Annotated in this window: 17 protein-coding genes and 1 tRNA gene; 9 read left to right on the top strand and 9 right to left on the bottom strand. The window is 54.2% G+C overall.

Annotated features, from left to right (window positions below):
• Positions 1-9 precede the first annotated feature (9 nt).
• The 4 genes from phoU to K1V27_RS12475 form a co-directional block, all read right to left on the bottom strand.
• Positions 10-669 (bottom strand): phosphate signaling complex protein PhoU, encoded by a 660-nt coding sequence (phoU, locus tag K1V27_RS12490; protein WP_258930334.1) that lies wholly within the window; start codon positions 667-669, stop codon positions 10-12.
• 10 nt (positions 670-679) lie between these two features.
• Positions 680-1,441 carry a phosphate ABC transporter ATP-binding protein PstB gene (gene pstB / locus K1V27_RS12485; protein ID WP_258930333.1) on the bottom strand — a complete coding sequence of 254 codons (762 nt, stop codon included), beginning with the start codon at positions 1,439-1,441 and terminating at the stop codon, positions 680-682.
• Positions 1,442-1,527: 86 nt separating this feature from the next.
• Positions 1,528-3,324 carry an ATP-binding protein gene (locus tag K1V27_RS12480; RefSeq protein WP_258930332.1) on the bottom strand — a complete coding sequence of 599 codons (1,797 nt, stop codon included), beginning with the start codon at positions 3,322-3,324 and terminating at the stop codon, positions 1,528-1,530.
• A 3-nt stretch (positions 3,325-3,327) separates the two neighbouring features.
• Positions 3,328-4,011, bottom strand: a complete 684-nt coding sequence (locus K1V27_RS12475) for a response regulator (protein ID WP_258930331.1) — start codon at positions 4,009-4,011, stop codon at positions 3,328-3,330.
• 242 nt (positions 4,012-4,253) lie between these two features.
• On the opposite strand from K1V27_RS12475, the gene K1V27_RS12470 reads away from it, so the two are divergent.
• The 4 genes from K1V27_RS12470 to K1V27_RS12455 all read left to right on the top strand — a co-directional run bounded on the left by K1V27_RS12470 (position 4,254) and on the right by K1V27_RS12455 (position 7,581).
• Positions 4,254-5,477 (top strand): inorganic phosphate transporter, encoded by a 1,224-nt coding sequence (locus K1V27_RS12470; protein WP_258930330.1) that lies wholly within the window; start codon positions 4,254-4,256, stop codon positions 5,475-5,477.
• A 14-nt stretch (positions 5,478-5,491) separates the two neighbouring features.
• On the top strand, positions 5,492-6,160 hold the full coding sequence (locus K1V27_RS12465) for a TIGR00153 family protein (protein WP_258930329.1): 669 nt from the start codon (positions 5,492-5,494) through the stop codon (positions 6,158-6,160).
• 154 nt (positions 6,161-6,314) lie between these two features.
• Positions 6,315-6,980 carry a TetR/AcrR family transcriptional regulator gene (locus K1V27_RS12460; RefSeq protein WP_258930328.1) on the top strand — a complete coding sequence of 222 codons (666 nt, stop codon included), beginning with the start codon at positions 6,315-6,317 and terminating at the stop codon, positions 6,978-6,980.
• 265 nt (positions 6,981-7,245) lie between these two features.
• The gene (locus K1V27_RS12455) at positions 7,246-7,581 is read left to right on the top strand and encodes a hypothetical protein (RefSeq protein WP_258930327.1); all 336 of its coding nucleotides are present in this window, start codon (positions 7,246-7,248) and stop codon (positions 7,579-7,581) included.
• Between the two features lie 88 nt (positions 7,582-7,669).
• Here the strand turns inward: K1V27_RS12455 and K1V27_RS12450 are convergent, their stop codons facing one another.
• From K1V27_RS12450 to K1V27_RS12440, 3 genes are all read right to left on the bottom strand, one after another.
• Positions 7,670-9,328: a pyruvate carboxylase gene (locus tag K1V27_RS12450; protein WP_258930326.1), complete on the bottom strand. Its 1,659-nt coding sequence runs from the start codon at positions 9,326-9,328 to the stop codon at positions 7,670-7,672.
• A gap of 55 nt (positions 9,329-9,383) precedes the next feature.
• On the bottom strand, positions 9,384-10,826 hold the full coding sequence (locus K1V27_RS12445) for an acetyl-CoA carboxylase biotin carboxylase subunit (protein ID WP_258930325.1): 1,443 nt from the start codon (positions 10,824-10,826) through the stop codon (positions 9,384-9,386).
• Between the two features lie 206 nt (positions 10,827-11,032).
• The gene (locus K1V27_RS12440) at positions 11,033-11,296 is read right to left on the bottom strand and encodes a hypothetical protein (protein WP_258930324.1); all 264 of its coding nucleotides are present in this window, start codon (positions 11,294-11,296) and stop codon (positions 11,033-11,035) included.
• 266 nt (positions 11,297-11,562) lie between these two features.
• Between K1V27_RS12440 and K1V27_RS12435 the strand changes: the two genes are divergently transcribed.
• The 4 genes from K1V27_RS12435 to K1V27_RS12425 all read left to right on the top strand — a co-directional run bounded on the left by K1V27_RS12435 (position 11,563) and on the right by K1V27_RS12425 (position 14,239).
• Positions 11,563-11,639, top strand: a tRNA-Trp gene (locus K1V27_RS12435).
• 408 nt (positions 11,640-12,047) lie between these two features.
• Positions 12,048-12,284, top strand: a complete 237-nt coding sequence (locus K1V27_RS22800) for a 4Fe-4S binding protein (RefSeq protein WP_353740567.1) — start codon at positions 12,048-12,050, stop codon at positions 12,282-12,284.
• 300 nt (positions 12,285-12,584) lie between these two features.
• Positions 12,585-12,746, top strand: a complete 162-nt coding sequence (locus K1V27_RS12430; protein ID WP_258930323.1) for an ATP-binding protein — start codon at positions 12,585-12,587, stop codon at positions 12,744-12,746.
• A gap of 389 nt (positions 12,747-13,135) precedes the next feature.
• A complete protein-coding gene (locus K1V27_RS12425; protein WP_258930322.1) occupies positions 13,136-14,239 on the top strand; it encodes a 3-deoxy-7-phosphoheptulonate synthase in 1,104 nt (367 codons plus the stop codon).
• A gap of 125 nt (positions 14,240-14,364) precedes the next feature.
• Here the strand turns inward: K1V27_RS12425 and K1V27_RS12420 are convergent, their stop codons facing one another.
• On the bottom strand, positions 14,365-14,553 hold the full coding sequence (locus K1V27_RS12420) for a hypothetical protein (RefSeq protein ID WP_258930321.1): 189 nt from the start codon (positions 14,551-14,553) through the stop codon (positions 14,365-14,367).
• Positions 14,554-15,062: 509 nt separating this feature from the next.
• Here K1V27_RS12420 and K1V27_RS12415 point away from each other — a divergent pair.
• Positions 15,063-16,220, top strand: coding sequence for a glycosyltransferase (locus tag K1V27_RS12415; protein ID WP_258930320.1), 1,158 nt, complete (start codon positions 15,063-15,065; stop codon positions 16,218-16,220).
• A gap of 29 nt (positions 16,221-16,249) precedes the next feature.
• On the opposite strand, the gene K1V27_RS12410 is transcribed toward K1V27_RS12415, so the two are convergent.
• Positions 16,250-17,551 (bottom strand): hypothetical protein, encoded by a 1,302-nt coding sequence (locus K1V27_RS12410; RefSeq protein ID WP_258930319.1) that lies wholly within the window; start codon positions 17,549-17,551, stop codon positions 16,250-16,252.
• Between the last annotated feature and the right edge of the window lie 55 nt (positions 17,552-17,606).

Here is a 17,606-nt window from a genome sequence, read left to right as displayed (position 1 = left end):
TGCTCCACGCTAACTTTCGCAGTGATGTTTGATGTTCACCCCTTTAACGATGAATATGACGCTCTCGGCGATGTTGGTCGCCTGGTCGGCCGCCCGCTCGATGCACCTGGCGGCGATGATGGTTTGTACCGATCGCTCCACTGCAGGCACTGCATGCAAGATATACTTGATCTGATTCTTGAGAATGGCGGCATTCAATTCATCAGCGGTATCGTCCATCTGACAAACGTCATAGGCTTGGTCGGTGTTGCCGTTGACGAATGCGCCGATCACCGTCTTCAGCATATCGAGTGCGGTGTCGGCCAGCTGCTCCAACTGTGGATTGGGTGGTAACGGTGGGCGGCTTGCCAAAAAGATGGTTCGTTCCGCTATGTTCACTGCCTGGTCGGCAATCCGTTCCAGGTCCACGGCGATCCTCATGCAGCCGACGATGAACCGTAAATCGGAAGCCATTGGCTGATCCAGTGCCAGCAGTCGCAAGGAGTACTTGTCGATGTCCACCTCGAGCAGGTTGATTTCCTGATCTCCCGCAATGACTTCCTTTGCCTGCTCAACGTTTCTGTCGAAAAATGACTGCAGCGCATTTTCCAGGGCTCTCTCGGTGAGAGCCGCCATGCGCAAAATAGCCATCTTGAGTTGTTCCAGTTCTTCGTGGAAACGGCTTCCCATGGGCGATCTCCTAGCCAAACCGTCCGGTGATGTAATCCTCAGTTTGCTGATGTTGGGGTCGAGTGAAAAGCGTTTCCGTAAGGTCCACTTCGATGAGCCTTCCCATGTAGAAGAAGGCGGTGTAGTCGGAAACGCGGGCCGCCTGCTGCATGTTGTGCGTGACAATGACGATGGTGTAATTCTTTTTGAGCTGATGAATCAGGTCCTCGATTTTCTGTGTTGCAATCGGATCCAGGGCAGATGCGGGTTCGTCCATGAGAAGCACCTCCGGTTCGACTGCCAGGGCGCGCGCGATGCACAACCTCTGCTGCTGCCCGCCGGATAGTCCCAAAGCCGTTGCATGCAATCGGTCTTTCACTTCATCCCATAGAGCCGCCTGCTGCAGGCTCTTTTCCACACGTTCGGCCAAAAACGCCTTGTCTTTGACGCCGTTCACCCGCAGGCCGTAGGCCACGTTTTCAAAGATGGTCTTGGGAAAAGGATTGGGCTTCTGAAAAACCATGCCGACTCTTCTTCGCAAGGCCACAACGTCGACCTTGGGAGCGTAAATATTGTGCCCGTCCAGCAGTATGGTCCCTTCCACCCGGCTTATGGGGATGAGGTCGTTCATGCGATTGAGGCAGCGCAGAAAGGTGCTCTTGCCGCACCCCGACGGCCCGATCAGTGCCGTGACCATGCGCTCGTGGAAGAGCAGTGAGATGCCTTGCAACGCTTGAAATTTTCCGTAATAAAAATTGAGGTTCTCTGCAGCCATTTTGACTGGATTGTTCATCTATCTGTCCTCTGGCCAACCGTCAAATAAGAAAGCAAAAGAAACCGAGTCCAAAATCAAATCTTCGTTCAAACAAGTCAGTTTCTTCAATGAAATAAAGTGAAATAGAAAATGGTTCCATTCTCCTGGAAATCAACCGGGCTTTTAACCCATATCCTGCCGCCATTGTTCTGAATGATGTGGCGGCAGATGGATAATCCCAAGCCGGTGCTGCCCGGCTGAGCGCCGCGGTGCTTTTCGACGCGGTAGAAGCGCTCGAAAACTCTGTGCTGATGCTGTCCGGGGATCCCCGGTCCATCATCCCGCACGCTGAAGGTCACCTTTTTCGGGTCATCGGTGTAACCCACCTCGATGATCTCTCCTGTGGGACTGTACCTAACCGCATTTTCCAACAAATTGCGAAAAACCTGCACGAGCTGGTCGAAGTCGACCGTTACCTGCAGCCCCTCAGCCGGCAGGGAGTGAGTCAGTCTGACCTGTTTTGATTGCGCCAGCGGCTCACAGGCTTTCCAGGCAGCGGCCAGCGCTTCTGCCGCATTGACCGCCGCGGCTCCTTCCAGGTGTGAGCGCGCTTCAAGCCTGGCCAGTTGGAGCAAATCGTCTACCATTTTGACCATGTGGTTGGTGTTTTTCAGTATAACTGAAAGGAACGAAGCAAGGGGCTGGGGACCCTGTTCGTGTTCGGCGAGGAGCGTTTCCGCGTATCCTTTGATGGATGTCAGCGGAGTGCGCAGCTCGTGGGAGACATTGGCGACAAAGTCCTGGCGTACTTTCTCCAGGCGCTTGAGCTCGCTGATATCGTGAAACACCACGATGGCCCCAATGCCCCCTTGCGGGTCCTGCAACCGGACGATGTTGACGTCATAAATGTTTTCCCCAGCGTGCAGGGTGATCTGCAGCATATAAGGATAGCTGTCCAAATCACTGGAAGGAGACAGCACATAATCGCAGGCCCTCTGTAATTCCAGGCTCATGGTAGCTTCCAGCGGCCGGCGGCCGATGCTTTGGGAAACGTTGGGAATGATCTCCGCCATAGCCCGGTTTACACCGCTGAGTTTGCCCTGTGCATCCAGCACCATCACGCCTTCCTTCATGCCGTGGAAGACCGCCTCAAGCTGCTGCTTCTGGCCGGTGATGGTGTGGATTTGCCGGCTGATCATGTCGGCCATGGCGTTGATGGACCCGGCAAGAGAGTAAAACTCGTGACCGGGTTGAAAGTGCAGACGCTGTCCGTAGTTCCCCTCGCCTATTGCGTTCATGGCAGCGATCATGGTGTTTACGGGCTTGTCCAATTGACGAGTGAGAAGGTAGCTGAGCAGTGCGATGATTGCAAAGGCAAGCAGCATGACCCACACAAAAGTCCGACTGTACCTGTCGAACCTCGCCCGAAAGTCGGACCAGGGAACCGCCAGCCGAAGGACCCCCGGAGGGATGCCCCCGCTTGGTTGAATGGCCTTGGCGACATAAATCAGTTCCTGTTGGGATGTTCGGCTGTAGCGGGTTGAAAGACCAACCTCCTGTTCCTGGGCCGCCACGATTTCCGGTCTGACGGCGTGGTTGTCCAGACTGGCAAGGCTCGACAGGGGCACTTGGGAGTCGGCAATGACCATGCCGCCCCTGGCAACATATGTGATACGAAAGCTCATGCGGCTGCCGATGCGCCGCAAATAGCGCTGTAGGGCCTGCTGATCGTTGATATCAGCGTCGCGCTGCAGCATCCCATGAATGAGCTCGAGGTTCTGTATGGCGTTCTTGTGGGCCTCTGCACTGATCTCCTGCTTGAGGTTGCGGTAGTAGAACCAGCACACCAGCAGCAGAACAGCGAGCAGGAACGACCAAAAAAAGCCCAGCAACTTCATTTTCGAGTTGAAAAGATTATCCATCCGCTACTCTTTAAAGCGATAGCCCACACCGCGCACGGTTTCCACCCAGTCCGAATAGTGCCCCAGCTTCTGCCGCAAGCGGCGCACATGCGTGTCGACGGTGCGCGCATAGCCCTCAAATTGATACCCCCAGACCCGGTCAAGCAACTGATCGCGCGTCTGGACTTTGCCGCCGCTGCGGATCAGTTCCACCAGCAGCTTGAATTCGGTTGCCGTGAGTACGATTTCTTCTTGGTCAATGGTGACCTTATGGGCTTGCATGTCGACTTTCAGCCCCTGTTGCTGCCAGATGGGGGTCATGCTTTCTTCCAGCCCCGACCGGCGCAGCACGGCTCGAATCCGCAAGGTCAACTCGCGGGGGCTGAACGGCTTCACCACGTAGTCGTCGGCACCCAGCTCGAGTCCAACGATGCGGTCCACTTCCTCACCTTTGGCCGTAAGCATAATGATGGGGATGTGCCTGGTCTCGGAGGATCGTTTCAGTTCTTTGCAAATCTCAAATCCATCCAATCCCGGCAGCATGAGATCGAGTAAAATGAGATCGGGCAGCCGGCGTTTGGCCAAACTCAGAGCTGCATATCCGTCCTCAGCCGTTAAAACCTCAAAACCTGCCGTTTGAATAGTATATTTCAACAATTCTAAAATATCTGCTTCATCCTCAACAATCAGGACACTCGTCTTGGCCATGGGGCCCTCCTGTCAGGTTCAGACGACCAGCAAAACAATTCATTGTGACAAAGCAATGATAGAAATGTTACAGGAGTGTTACATTTTCGTTCAAACGCTTTGAAATAACAACCAAAACTTCGAATAATCGGGACTATGAGAGGGCAAAGAGAATTTGACACCGGTCTCCCGCTCTGCCAATATTCGCGACACTGACAGCCCTCACCAACCGGGAATATTTGTGCAAGGGTGGAAGGATTTGCATGTTTGAAATTATCTTGGTGCTTGGAATCCTGGCCGGGGTTTACATGGCCTGGAATATTGGTGCAAACGATGTCGCCAACGCCATGGCTTCCGCCGTGGGTGCCAAGGCGATCACCCTGCGGCAGGCGGTCATCATCGGCGGGGTGTTGGATTTTGTCGGGGCTACCGTAATCGGATCGCATGTCACCTCAACCATTCTCCATAAAATTCTCGAGGCTCGGGTGATTGCCGATCCGCAGGTCATGATGCTGGGGCTGCTCGCCGCACTGCTGTCGGCGGCATTTTGGGTGTTTTTCGCCACCTGGAGTCAATTCCCGGTTTCCACGACTCATTCCATTGTCGGTGCGGTGGTGGGTTTCGGCATCATTGCCGGCGGCTTTGGTGCCATCCAGTGGGGCAAAATCATCGCCATAATCCTCAGCTGGATCATCTCTCCCATTTTTGCCGGGCTGCTGGCCTATCTGATTTTTGTGGTCATTCGCGGCAGCATCCTGAGACGACCGGAACCCTTTCTTGCAGCCCTCAAATTGGCTCCCGTGTTTCTCGGAAGCACCATTTTCATCATCTTGATTTCACTCTTGACCAAAACGCCCCTCGGTGAAAATCTGCATATGGGAGTGCGATCCGGCCTGATTGTCTCTTTGGCTGTTGCGACGGTGATAGGGGTTGGCGCCAGATCCTGGTTGAGCAGGACAATAAGACAAGTGGAGGAAGCCGGCGTGGAAGAAATCTTTAAAAAGTTTCAAATTCTCACTTCCTGCTACGTGGCCCTGGCCCATGGTGCCAATGACGTAGCCAATGCCGTGGGGCCGGTGGCAGGCATCTATATCATCTTCAAGACTCACGCTCTGACCGAGACAATTCCCGTCCCGACATTTCTGCTGGTTCTGGGAGGGATATTCATCGCCATCGGGGTATGTACGTGGGGTTATAAGGTGATCGAAACATTGGGTTCCAGAATCACCACCTTGACCAATACCCGCGGTTTTTCCGTGGATTTTGGCACCGCCACATCCGTGTTGATCGCATCTAAAATGGGACTGCCGGTTTCTACCACGCATGCCGCCGTGGGGGCGGTCATTGGGGTGGGATTGGCTGGAGGACTGGCCGCCGTCGATTTCAAAGTGGTTGGAAAGATTACCCTATACTGGCTCATCACCTTGCCTCTGGCCGCAGTACCATGTATGGTGATTTTTAAGATCTTGGAAGCTATTTTCTTATGATTTGGAGATAAGATATGCGTACAGCTCTGTTGAAACTTTTTCGCCAGTCTCCCTTTGAAGGGCTGCTCAAACACGCTGAGTACATTCGTGAGTCGGGTCCGATTTTTCAACTGGCCATCCTGGCTTATCTGGATGAAAGTGACGAGGAATTTGAAAAGCACCACAACCAGGTGACAATCATTGAGAACCAGGGCGACCTGGTGAAGCGCAACATCCGTGGGCACCTCCCCCGAGGAATTCTGATGCCCATGGACAAATTCCAGCTGCTCTGGTACTTGCGCGAGCAGGACAAGATCCTGGATTCCGTGCAGGATGCGCTGCACTGGCTTTCCTATCGGAAGACGCATGTTCCCGATGAAATGGTCGACGATCTGTTGTTGATGGTGGAAAAAGTCAACGAGGTGCTGAAGGCCATCTATCCCCTGGTGAATTCGGCAGCCCTGTATTTTTCAAACTTCTCCGAAGAGCAGAGAGACAAGGTGAAAGACGCTATTCGAGAAATTCGCGAGTATGAGTTCCAATCGGATCAGGTGGAACGAAAACTGCTCTCCGATCTGCTTTCCTATCCGTTTGAAAATTCCACTTCGGCTTTCCATTTGACACGTTTGATCGAGTACCTGGGCGATGTGTCGAACCATGCCGAAAACGCCGGTGACATGATGCGAGCGATGATTGCCCGCTGATCTTTCGGCTCCGTCAGCCCGACAGTTGCAAGTCTTTCGATGGCATCGGTCGGTGTGGTTGGAGGTTGACAGGGGTTTTCCCTGTTTGTATACTTACCGATAAGTCAAGACACCACCATGTTGCGCACAGGATATGCCGGGAAAGAGGTGAACCATGCACTCGAGCTATGAACATCAGGCAAGAACCCCTTTCAACTGGAGCTTGACATCTACGGAAAAGAACGGTTTCCAAGAGGACCTCAGGAAAAAGGAGCTCATCCTCAAGGCTGCCGCCGCTCTTTTTGCCAATAAAGGCTATACGGGAACGTCCGTCAGGGAAATTGTGGAAGCTGCGGGAGTCACCAAGCCGACCCTGTACTACTATTTCAAAAACAAGGAAGACCTCTACATCCAGCTGATGGATGATGCCATCGAGACTTTTTTTGACATATTTGACCAGGCTGCGGCGGCCCCCGGGAACATGCGTGCCCGCTTGTCCAAGGTGTTCACTGAAATCTACCATGCGTTCCGCCAAAACATTGATTTCCTGCGTCTGGTGAACTCCATGGTCTATGGTCCCCGCGGGGCTCTGCCTGAATACGATCTGAAAAAGCGAAATCAGCAATTTGAGGAGTGCCTATCGCGGATTCTGCGCGACGGCATGGCCGAGGGGGAATTGCATACCGCCGATTTCAACCGGGTTATGCTGCTGCTGGTTGGACTGTTGCGCAGCCTGCAAATTCTGCTGGTGGTCAAGCCGCTGTCCCAGAACATTTCGCCCGATGAGCTGACAAAGGCCATCGATCTCATCTTCGATGGCACCAGGAACAAGACGGCTTAAATTCGGCAGTTTTGCCGATAACCCATTGTCATGCGGGCACATACCGCCAAGGCAGCGGGCATGCATCGGGTGGGGCTGCCTGCCTGGCTTTCGGCGCTCGCCGAAACGACCCTTTCCATTCTCCCGAAAATAATTATTTTACATGTACTGGCAGCCAACAGCCGGAGCGACGAACTTCTAACGGCCGGGCGTTTTCGGCCCGCACGCCGGCAGGCTGCTGCAACATTTTTGCGAGCTGTAAGCACGCGGGAAGGAGTGAATCCCCATGCAAACCAATGACACATTGACGACTATCGCCCAGGTTTCGTGTGATTGCTGCCAAACCATCCCGAACGAGCCTGCGGCAGGATACGATTGTGCTGCACGGCGGACCGTTTTTACCCCAAGGGAAGAAGAGGTATTGAGCAGCATCCGGCAATTGGGTGACGAGGCAAGGGAAACGAAGAGGCACATTGAGCAACTGGCAAGCGAACGGAAAGATTCTCAGGAATATCGGGAGGCGCTGAACCGGTTTGAAAACCTGAGGCGGCGCCGGGCGGAGCTGGAAGAAGAGCGCATTGCCGCGGCGGATGAGCGCATGCGCCTGTTGGGGCATGCCTGAGGCTGCCGCCTCGAGTGCCGGATGCCGGAACATTGCAGGCCACGCCTCCCCAGTGAGCTTTCTGGCATGGTCGGCGGATCTGCGCAGTTCACGGCTGCAGCTTTTTTGTTCGAAGCGCCGTACTGTATGTCTGAAAGTGATAATCGACCAGCAGCGAAGTGTGGGCTACATCTCCGGAGCGGCGGGTTGACACCAGGTCAATGTAGTGTGTCTTGCCGTCATAATCGGGCAGCGTGATTCTGGTTCCGTCCTCGAATCCGCCCCGTTTGAACCACACGTCCGGGGGCAGCAGCCACGTCTTGCCGAACTGCTCCTCGAAGCGAAAATATTCCAGGGCATCCCGCGGGAATTGCACGTACAGGCACAATTCTTCCTCCGTTGCGGACCGTTTCAGTTCCCTTTCCAACTGCTGCCTCTTGGCATCAAAATTTTCCTCGGCCAATTGCTGAATGCCCGCCTCATCATCCAGGATCTGATACCATTTCTTGCCGTCCGTTCTCTGATATTCCAGGACCTTCTCATAGATCCATTCCTGTGGGTCGTAGAAGGGGAAGGGACCATACCTTCCCAGCAGCAGTCGCTTCAAGTCGTCCGATGGTTTTTCATAGCGCCCGTGCAGGACATTGTTGACCGCCGTAGTCCACAAGATCTGACTGCCGGGGGTGACGGACCAGATGTTGCCCAATTCGATGTTCACCTTACTCAGGTCGTCGAACACCTCGTGCACGCGCTCCAAAAGTCCCAGCTTTTCAGCCTGTTCAAAGGCCATACTGGCGGCTCCGCCAGTTAGTTTATGGCGTTTGACGGTAGGATCGAATCCTCGATAAGGCGTCTCAAAACGCTCGTAAAGTCTTCTTTCACGGCGCAGAATATCTGAAGCTTCGACCAGCGGATGGACCTTCAGGCAGGGCGACTTGATGCCGTAGTCGTGCAGGCTCTGAATCAGGCTAAGTGCCGGTGCCTGGCTGAACATCCCGCCATATCCGTGGTCGGCGACTTCGACAATTTTGACTCCTTCTGTCACCGCGGCGATCATGCGGCTCAGATCGTTCCCGTCGGTATTGTGGCCGTGGTAGGAGAGCAACAACCCGGGGAAGCTGTCTCGCAGTGCGCGGACCAGGGACGCTATCCGGGCGGGGGACCCGACAGCGGAATGGTTCTTGATTCCCAGGATCACATCTTCTCCCACTGTGGAAAGAATCTCTTCAACCTTGCCCAGGTAAAACTCGTCGGTATGTCCCCTTCCCGTGCTGAAACAGATACTGGGCATCAAAATCTTGCCGGCCTTTTGAACCTCTTCGGCGACAACTTTGAGGTTAGGAATGTGGTTTAGAAAATCGTAAACGCGCCAGACGTCCACGTAGCGGGAAAAAAGACGAACGGCCTGGCGAATTACGTTATCCGGGTAGGGCCGATAGCCAAACAGGTTTCTCCCCCGGCAGACGGCTTGCAGCAAGGTGTTGGGCATGGCTTTGCGGATCAGCCGCAGTTTTTCGAAGGGATTGATCTGCTTTCTCAGCAAATCCACGTGCACGGACGCACCGCCCGAAATTTCAAAAGCGAAATAACCCGATTCATCCCGGTAAGGGGCCACCTTGAGAGTGGTATGCGGCATGATTCGTCCTTTAAAATCCGATTGGGATACGTCCCTCTCATTATTGGTAAGGAAGTAACCCGGGGAACTGTGCAGGAAGTCCAAGACTTCCCTGGATTTCATCTTGGGGGTAATACGCTCGCGTTGGCTCATTATAAATTCAGCTCCTGCAAATGGTTTGGGCTAAGCCGGCAAAACATCCCGCCTGTTAAGGAGATTCGGCGTAGGGGTTGTGGCCAAGGGCGTTTATTTCGGCAACAAGACTCGCGAGTTTTTCCATTTCCGGCACATTTTCCTGATACTCGAGGAGATGCGGATGCGTTTCAATGTAGGAAGTATCAAAGCGCTGCTCAATGAAATCGGGATCATTCACAATCTGTTTGTAAAAGGGGATGGTGGTTTTCACTCCTGCAATGCCGAAACCGTCCAAGGCCCTGCGCAAACGGTCCACCACTTCTTTCCAGGTGAAGCCGTACACCGTCAGCTTGACCAGCATGGAATCATAATAGCGTGGGATCTCATAGCCCTGGTACACCGCACCGTCCAGGCGTATGCCGTGGCCGCCCGGGGACTGATAGATCTGGATGACACCGGGGCTTGCCATGAAATTGGTTTTGGGATCTTCTGCGTTGATACGGATTTCGATGGCGTATCCGCGAAAGTGGATGTCTCGCTGGGAAAACGAAAGGGCTTTGCCTGAAGCGATGCGGATCTGCTCGCGCACGATGTCGATGCCGGTAATCATTTCGCTGATGGTGTGTTCCACCTGAATGCGCGTGTTCACTTCCAGGAAATAATAGCGCTCTTCAGCATCCAGCAAGAACTCCACGGTGCCCGCATTGACGTAATGCGCCGCCTTGGCCGCCTCGGTAGCGGTCTGGCAGATCTGCTCCTGAATCAGGCCGGGAAGCGATGCCGGAGCGATTTCGACCATCTTTTGATGGCGCCGCTGAATGGAACAGTTGCGCGTTCCCAGGTGAATGACGTTGCCGTATTCATCGGCCAGGATCTGTACTTCGACATGGCGCGGTGAGGGCAATCCTTTCTCCAGGTAGATCTCATCGTTGCCGAAGGCCATGCGGGCTTCAGAGCGCGCCAGCTCAAGTCCCCGGATCAATTCGTTGAGGTCTTTAACCGCCCTTATGCCGCGCCCGCCACCGCCCGCCACCGCTTTGATCATGATCGGAAAACCGTTGCGTTCGGCAAACTGCAGGGCTGCCTCCTTGCCCGCATCCCCCCCCGGCAGTACGGGAGTTCCCGCGATCACAGGTATATTGGCATCCGTCATGATGCCGCGGGCAATCACTTTACTCCCCATGGCGCTGATCACTTCCGGCGGCGGTCCAATGAAAGCCAGCCCGGCTTCGGTGCACCTCTTGGAAAAGTTTGGGTTCTCTGCCAGAAAGCCGTAGCCCGGGTGAATGGCTTCTGCCCCGGTAGCCTTGGCGGCGTTTATGATTCGTTCGATGTTGAGATAATCCTTGCGCGGACCCGACCCGATACAGAATGCTTCATCGGCGCGCATGATGTGCATGGCCGTCTTGTCGGTTTCTTCGTAGACAGCTACCGTCTTGATGCCCAACTCCTGGGCTGAGCGCATGATGCGAATGGCTATTTCGCCACGATTAGCTATGAGTATTTTCTTGAACATACCTGGTCTCACCGCATATGAAGAGAGATGACAAATAACGATTCGTGCCGAACCGTGTTGCTAGGTAACAAATCGGCTCATCTTCTTATCATAGGAAATCATTCAACTTCAATGGGAGAGATCGCTTTTGGGCGGGAATCCTGTGTGTATCCGCGGCAACTCAGCCGGCGACAGCAGTGATGATGCCAGGGGAGGACCGGCGGCTGTTACAGCGTTGCCCCAAACACTCTCCTCCTGGCGCGACGTCTACGACTCATCTGGTTCATGTATTCGCGACCGAGCAGATTGCATTTGAACGGTTTGATGACTTCGTTGATCTCCCACTTGGGGCGACTTTCATCGTTCTGGAGTGCCTTGATGCTGTTCCATTGCGCCGGTGAATAAAACTCGCAACGTGAACCCTCATTGAAGAATTCACAATGCTGTTGACTGACATATTTTTCATACTTGCGACAATACTTGATCTTCACGTCCTGTTCCTCCTCTGTCCGGTTTGACTCAAACCTGCACCCCTGCCCCATGGAGGCGCGTGCATGCTGCTGACGACCAACTGCCTGACGGTCGGGAAATAGTTGTTATGGACCATGGTTCGCATTCACCTGTATTATGGATATTGAAGTGTTGTATAATGAATTAATATATAATCATCTTCACCTGATTGTTCAATGCCGATCAAGCCGTCGCCAACATTTCCCTTTACATCAAAACGAGAAAACGTTATATAGGGGGCGCTTGCAGGCCAGTAGCTCTAACGGCTAGAGCACCGGACTCCAAATCCGGGGGCTGGGGGTTCGAATCCCTCCTGGCCTGCCAGCTTGGAAGAACTCAAAATCTTACGAGCACGCAAAAAAGGCAAGGGCGGGGGATTTCCCGCCCTTGCCCCTTTTTGCCGCCGGTAGATGATTTTTTTCTGTTTTGATACGCCCTCCCGCTCAGAATGGCACATGCCGACCGTTCCACATTTTTTCTCGAATGTCTATAGGCAAAAATACCTATTTTTATATAGGCAAGATCACCTGGTCTCTGTGCGCAAACCCCGTGGCTGTTTTCTGCTGGGGTGATAGAGTGGGCGGAAGGGCAACTGTGAAACGATATGCTTTGTTGCTTGACCGAGTTGTGGTGATGAGTCTTTTTCTGGGCTACGATGCTCGTATTGGGATACACCTGGAGCACGACATTTGATCAGACGCCACAGAATCGAGTGGAGGTTGACCGACAACAATGAACTTGCAATCAAAAAAGTCATTTGCAATGGTAGATTATGCAAGTTGCGATGCGCACCGGTGTAATCCCGACAAGGGAATTTGTGCCGCTGTGCTCGCCTGCAGCCACAAAGTGATCAAGCAAATCGATGGCGCTTTTGAACCGCCAATGATTTTTTATGACTTGTGCCTGGGATGCTGGGAATGTATCGAAGCCTGTCCTTTGAGGGCTGTCCGGATCATGCACGTGACCTGAGTGCAACTCCACACAAATAGAGTCTCCGAAATGCAGCGGACCTGCGGAATTCGGCCGCTTGATTGTGTGGGACCGCACTAAGAGCTTGTGCCGCTGCATTGAAACCGATTCGGGGAACGGAAAAAGACAACAAACGGGAAATACGTCAAAAGGGAGCAGGTGATGGAGGACGACCGGGATCATCGGAACCAGCGCGGCAAATTGGCTCGAAAAGCTATGCCGGCCGCGGCCATGAACCATAATGACAAGGATCTGAGCGACTATCGCGGTGACTGCTGAGCCGGCTTTTTGGACGCAAGTTTGCGCCTCAGGTTTTTGCGCTCAGGTGAGGGTTTCAAGGTCGTTTGCTCGGCCGACCAGTTGGCCAAGTTGAAAAAGGTTGTGGCGCATAACGGCGGCCGCCTGGAAATCGAATCGAGAGCTGCGGATGGGGTGTACATCCGCATCTGGAAAAGCGATTGACACATACCATGGGGTCATTTATGGTCGATTGCGCTGCACCGCAAGCGGCAAACCGGGTCAGGAGAAGCATTGTGACAGGATCTCCGAGCAGTGGAAAAAATTTGCCGTTTTAACGCAAAGTTCTTGACAAACGTGTTGTCATTTTGTAGTCAGATACCCTGACACTCTTACTTGAAGGATGAAAACAGTGGCACCTTTCAATTCCGGCAGGCTTTTTGGTTATTATTATTTTTATTATGCCTTTCGTCTGCCTGAGGTGCGCTGAAGCGAACAAGTCCAGCAGTGAAGAAGCCGCAGGCAGGTGAAGCCCGCGGCTTTTTTGTTTTTTAAGAACCGTAGGGCACGATCCTACGGTTTTTTTATTCTTCCATTCACAAGGAGAAAAGACAATGAAGCCGACTCATGACATTCATGTAAAAGAATTTATCCCTCTCGTTTCACCCAATACACTGAAAGAGGAGCTGCCACTGAGCAGCCAGGCCTACCAGACCGTCGTAGCAGGTCGAGGAGCCATCCAGAAGATATTGCGCAAACAGGATCGGCGGCTGCTGGTCATCGTTGGTCCGTGCTCCATCCATGATGAAAAGGCGGCCATCGAGTACGCCGAGCGCTTGGCGGCGTTAAAGGAAAAAGTGAAAGACACGCTTTACCTGGTAATGCGCGTTTATTTTGAAAAGCCCAGAACGACCATAGGCTGGAAGGGGCTGATAAACGATCCGTGGCTGGACGGATCGTGTGACATCGTTTCCGGACTGCGTATAGCGCGCAGTCTGTTGCTGCGCATCACCGAAATGGGGCTTGCGACCGCCACTGAAATGCTGGACCCCATCACGCCCCAGTACATTGCCGGACTGGTTTGCTGGGCGGCCATCGGAGCCCGCACCATAGAATCTCAAACTCATCGGGAGATGTCGAGCGGCCTTTCCATGCCGGTTGGTTTCAAGAACTGTACCGACGGCGGTCTGGCGACGGCTTTGAATGCCATGATTGCAGCGGGGTCGCCACAGAGTTTTCTGGGCATCGATCAGAACGGTCAAACCTGCATTGTCACGACCACCGGCAATCCGGATACGCACCTGGTACTGCGCGGGGGTAAACGTCCCAATTATGATTCGGTAAGCATTCAGGAGGCACTCGGCCTGTTGCGCGAAAAGGGGCTGGCAGAAACCATCATGGTCGATTGTTCGCATGCCAATTCGCGAAAAAAGCATCGGGCCCAGGCGATGGTCTGGCAGGATGTCATCAACCAGCGCATCGACGGCAATGACGCACTGATCGGCTTGATGCTTGAAAGTAACCTGTTTGAAGGCAATCAGGAAAATAAAGGCGACCTGGCAGCCATGAAGTATGGGGTGTCCATCTCGGATGCGTGTATTTCCTGGGAAACCACGGAACATCTGATCATGAGCGCTCATGAACAGCTCGAGCGGCATTTCCAAAAGGAACCCATCTCAGAGGGATCGATGAATATGCCGCGTTACCGGGTGGCATGATGCTCATTGGTTCCGTTTGTGTTTCCATGAGCCGTTGTGGTTTCGCTTCCGCGCTTTTTTGACCTTCCCACATCTGACGCTGCAGGGCGGGGAGTCTGCTGAGTCCAAGCGGGGTCCCCTGCTCGCTACCAGAAACCGCTGTGCAGCCGCTGGTCGATGAGCCTTTGCACGGTCCGCAGGCCGTCTTCGCCAAGGTATCTCTCGAGACCGGCCAGGAGATAGGAAATCCAACGGTCGCGTTTACCCGCTTCTACCGCCACGATGGAAGTGACAGCCTGGTCAATGTTTCTTTCCACAAGTGCATGCAGGTCCATGGTTGTTTTTCTCCTGCTCATCAGCGCAAACCGGTAATACGGCAATGGTGCCCATAGCCCACCGTCATGCCGACGAAATACCGCTAAAGCGGGAGGCATTCAGTCGATCACCGGGTTTCGGCATTGCGGCTCTTCGCCCGAATGACCGAGAAGATTTTGCCTGGCTCCATTGTCAAATTTGTCTGAGCTGATGCCTGACGCTCTGATTTGCGCGGCATCCGCTCCGGAGCATGCGCACAATACCTTTGGAATTCGAGGGTTGTCAATAAATAGAGGGACCAACCATATGAATAGAGAGATGCGGGGGTCAATTTATGATAGGATTTCACCTCCCCGAGAATTGCGTCAAGCTGTATGAGTGATCCATTGCGGCAAAGGCTGGAATCAAGTATGTTTGGAAATTCCTGGCCTTTGGCGTGCGCCGGGGTGACGGCGCAGGAGAAATTCGAAGTTCCGATATTCAAACCAGCAGCGCATCCGTTACCGAACCGAGGTGGCCACTTACAGGTATGACATCATCTCTGCGCATCATCGTGAGCGGGCTCATTGCCCAGTACCCCCTTGGCGGTGTCGCCTGGGATTACTTCCAGTATGTTCTCGGCTTGGCTCGGCTGGGCCACGATGTCTATTATTTTGAAGACACGGGGCAATGGCCGTACAATCCTCAGGAAGGCGGTACCAGCAAAGGCTGCGAATTCAACGTAAAGTATCTGGCGGACATCATGGAGCACTACGGGCTGGGCGAACGGTGGGCCTATCGTTTCCCCTGGGAATCCCAGTGGTTCGGTCTGCCCGATGGAAAGCGCAGGGAGGTCATCCGGTCGGCGGACCTGCTCATTAACATTTCGGGTGTGCTCGAACGTCCCGAAGAATACCGCTCCGCCGGTCGTTTGATCTACATCGATTCGGACCCGGTATTCACCCAGGTAAAACTGGCGCGGGGACAACGCGACTTTCGCAAGCTCATCGACATGCACGACGTTCTGTTCAGCTTTGGTGAATGCTTTTCCGCCGCGGTTCCGGATACCGGGCATCGCTGGCGACCGACCAGGCAGCCGGTGGTCCTGTCGGAATGGCGTCCCGGCAGGCCGCGCCGCGAAGCATTCACCACCGTGATGAACTGGACCAGTTACAACCCGGTGGTTTACGCCGGACAGACCTACGGTCAAAAGGACATCGAATTCCTCCGTTTTGTCGATCTGCCCCGACTGGTTTCTCCAACGGTGCTTGAACTCGCCGTGAATGAAGGCAAAACACGCCACACACCGAGGTCGCTTCTGGCACACAAGGGCTGGAAGGTGGTGGACCCTGCCGTTGTATGCCCGGATTTTGACAGTTATCGCCGCTACATTGAGTCATCCAAGGGAGAATGGAGCGTCGCCAAGAACGGCTACGTTGTTGGCCAGGCCGGCTGGTTCAGCTGCCGTTCAGCCTGCTATCTTGCCGCCGGAAGGCCTGTGATTGTACAGGATACCGGCTTTCGCCCGGTGCTTCCGGTTGGAGAAGGTCTGCTGGCGTTTTCTTCCATCGAACAGGCGGTTTCTGCCATTCGCCAGGTGGAAGCCGACTATGAGCGCCACGCACGGACCGCACGCGCCATTGCCGAGACCTGTTTCGATGCGAACAAAGTACTGTCGCGCTTACTCGACGATGCTCTGGGAGACTGAACCGTCGCAGGTCAGTCTTCCCGTGGTCGCTATTTGACCGTATCTTTCCCATGCCAGCGCTGCATGTGCAGGGCATGCGTCCGCAAGTAAGCCCCCGGCTGGTAAAACGTGTCGTAAAATTCAAGATCCAGGTGATGAGCCTGAAGATAGGTGATCAGGAAAATGGACGGCACAGTTCCGGGGAATTTGCCGAACGTATCAAAGATGTATTGCGCCTGTAATGCTACGCAGGCTCTAAATTCTTCGTTGTGCACCTGAGCCGAGGTGCGCACCCTTCTCGAGTCCTTCCAAGGTCCCGGCGTATCTCCGTGAAACGGCCCGCCCGGGCCGAACTTACGATCGCAAACGGCCTCTACGGCGGCTTTCATGTCATCATAATGCGGCGGGCAAAAACCCTCCATGGCTCCTGCCAGTCCCGTCGGGTTGGGGTAGGGCCAGCGGGCATGCGTATCGTAGCGAAATCCCAGACCGCGCACCGTGGCATCGCCGCTTGCTCCGAGCACCGCAAAAGGGTCCATGCCGTTGAACATCCAGCCCCCCAGGCCCATGGCCTGCAGCATGAGAGCTCCGGCATAGCAGCCGGTGGAAAGCTCCGCGGTCAGTTCCGCCATGGACAGCTGTTCCACAAAGGTGAGGGGCCAGGTGTTGTTGATGTCAACGATGCTCTGAAATTTTTCGATTCCTGGAATTTGTCGCCCATGGACATCGTCCACAATGACTAATCCATTCTGCAGCATGTAACAGATGTTCAAGAGCATGTGTTGGGCCAGGTCCCCCACCGGAATGACCAGCAGCGTTCCGGGGCGATTGACCACCCAGGTGTTGTGCGGTTCAACGTAGGGTGTTTCAGGGGGCAGTGCAAGCCGTCCGTCTGATATTTTTCGGACGTGGCTGCGCAAATCTTCCAGCAGGACGTCGAGCTGCAGTGAACCGTCTTCGGCCCGTTCGGCAAAGGCCGGCGCATCCCGCACATCCAGCAGGTACACGCCGCCATCGTCGGTGAAGAACGTCTTACTCGTGTGGAATCCGGCGGCCGAAGGAAAGGTGCGGCCCCCGGCAGCTCCCGAATAATTGGACAGGTGGGGTGCGTAGTGTGCGGCTCGATAAAGCAGGTGATGCCAGCTGGTATTGCCCCCGCACGCAGCTACGACAAGAAGTTTTTCCAGTTCTGATAAAGGCACGGGCTCGTGCTTCGACTTGTAGGCGAAAACCCCGTCGGGAATTTCCCCGCCCATCAGGAAGCGGCGCGAACGTCGCCCCAACAGTGCTTCGATAAACCCGAATTGAAGCATGTCCTCGAATCCTGAAGGCAATTCAACTTTTTTCCCCATAACGCACTCCTTTCTCGAAGATTTGTCACCCGGGCGCTTGCCCGAGAATGCAAAA

It is taken from the genome of Desulfoferrobacter suflitae, assembly GCF_022603395.1.
Lineage (GTDB): Bacteria > Desulfobacterota > Syntrophobacteria > Syntrophobacterales > Syntrophobacteraceae > Desulfoferrobacter > Desulfoferrobacter suflitae.
Note: the sequence above shows the minus strand (reverse complement) of the source record. Positions and strands in the feature narration are given on the sequence as shown.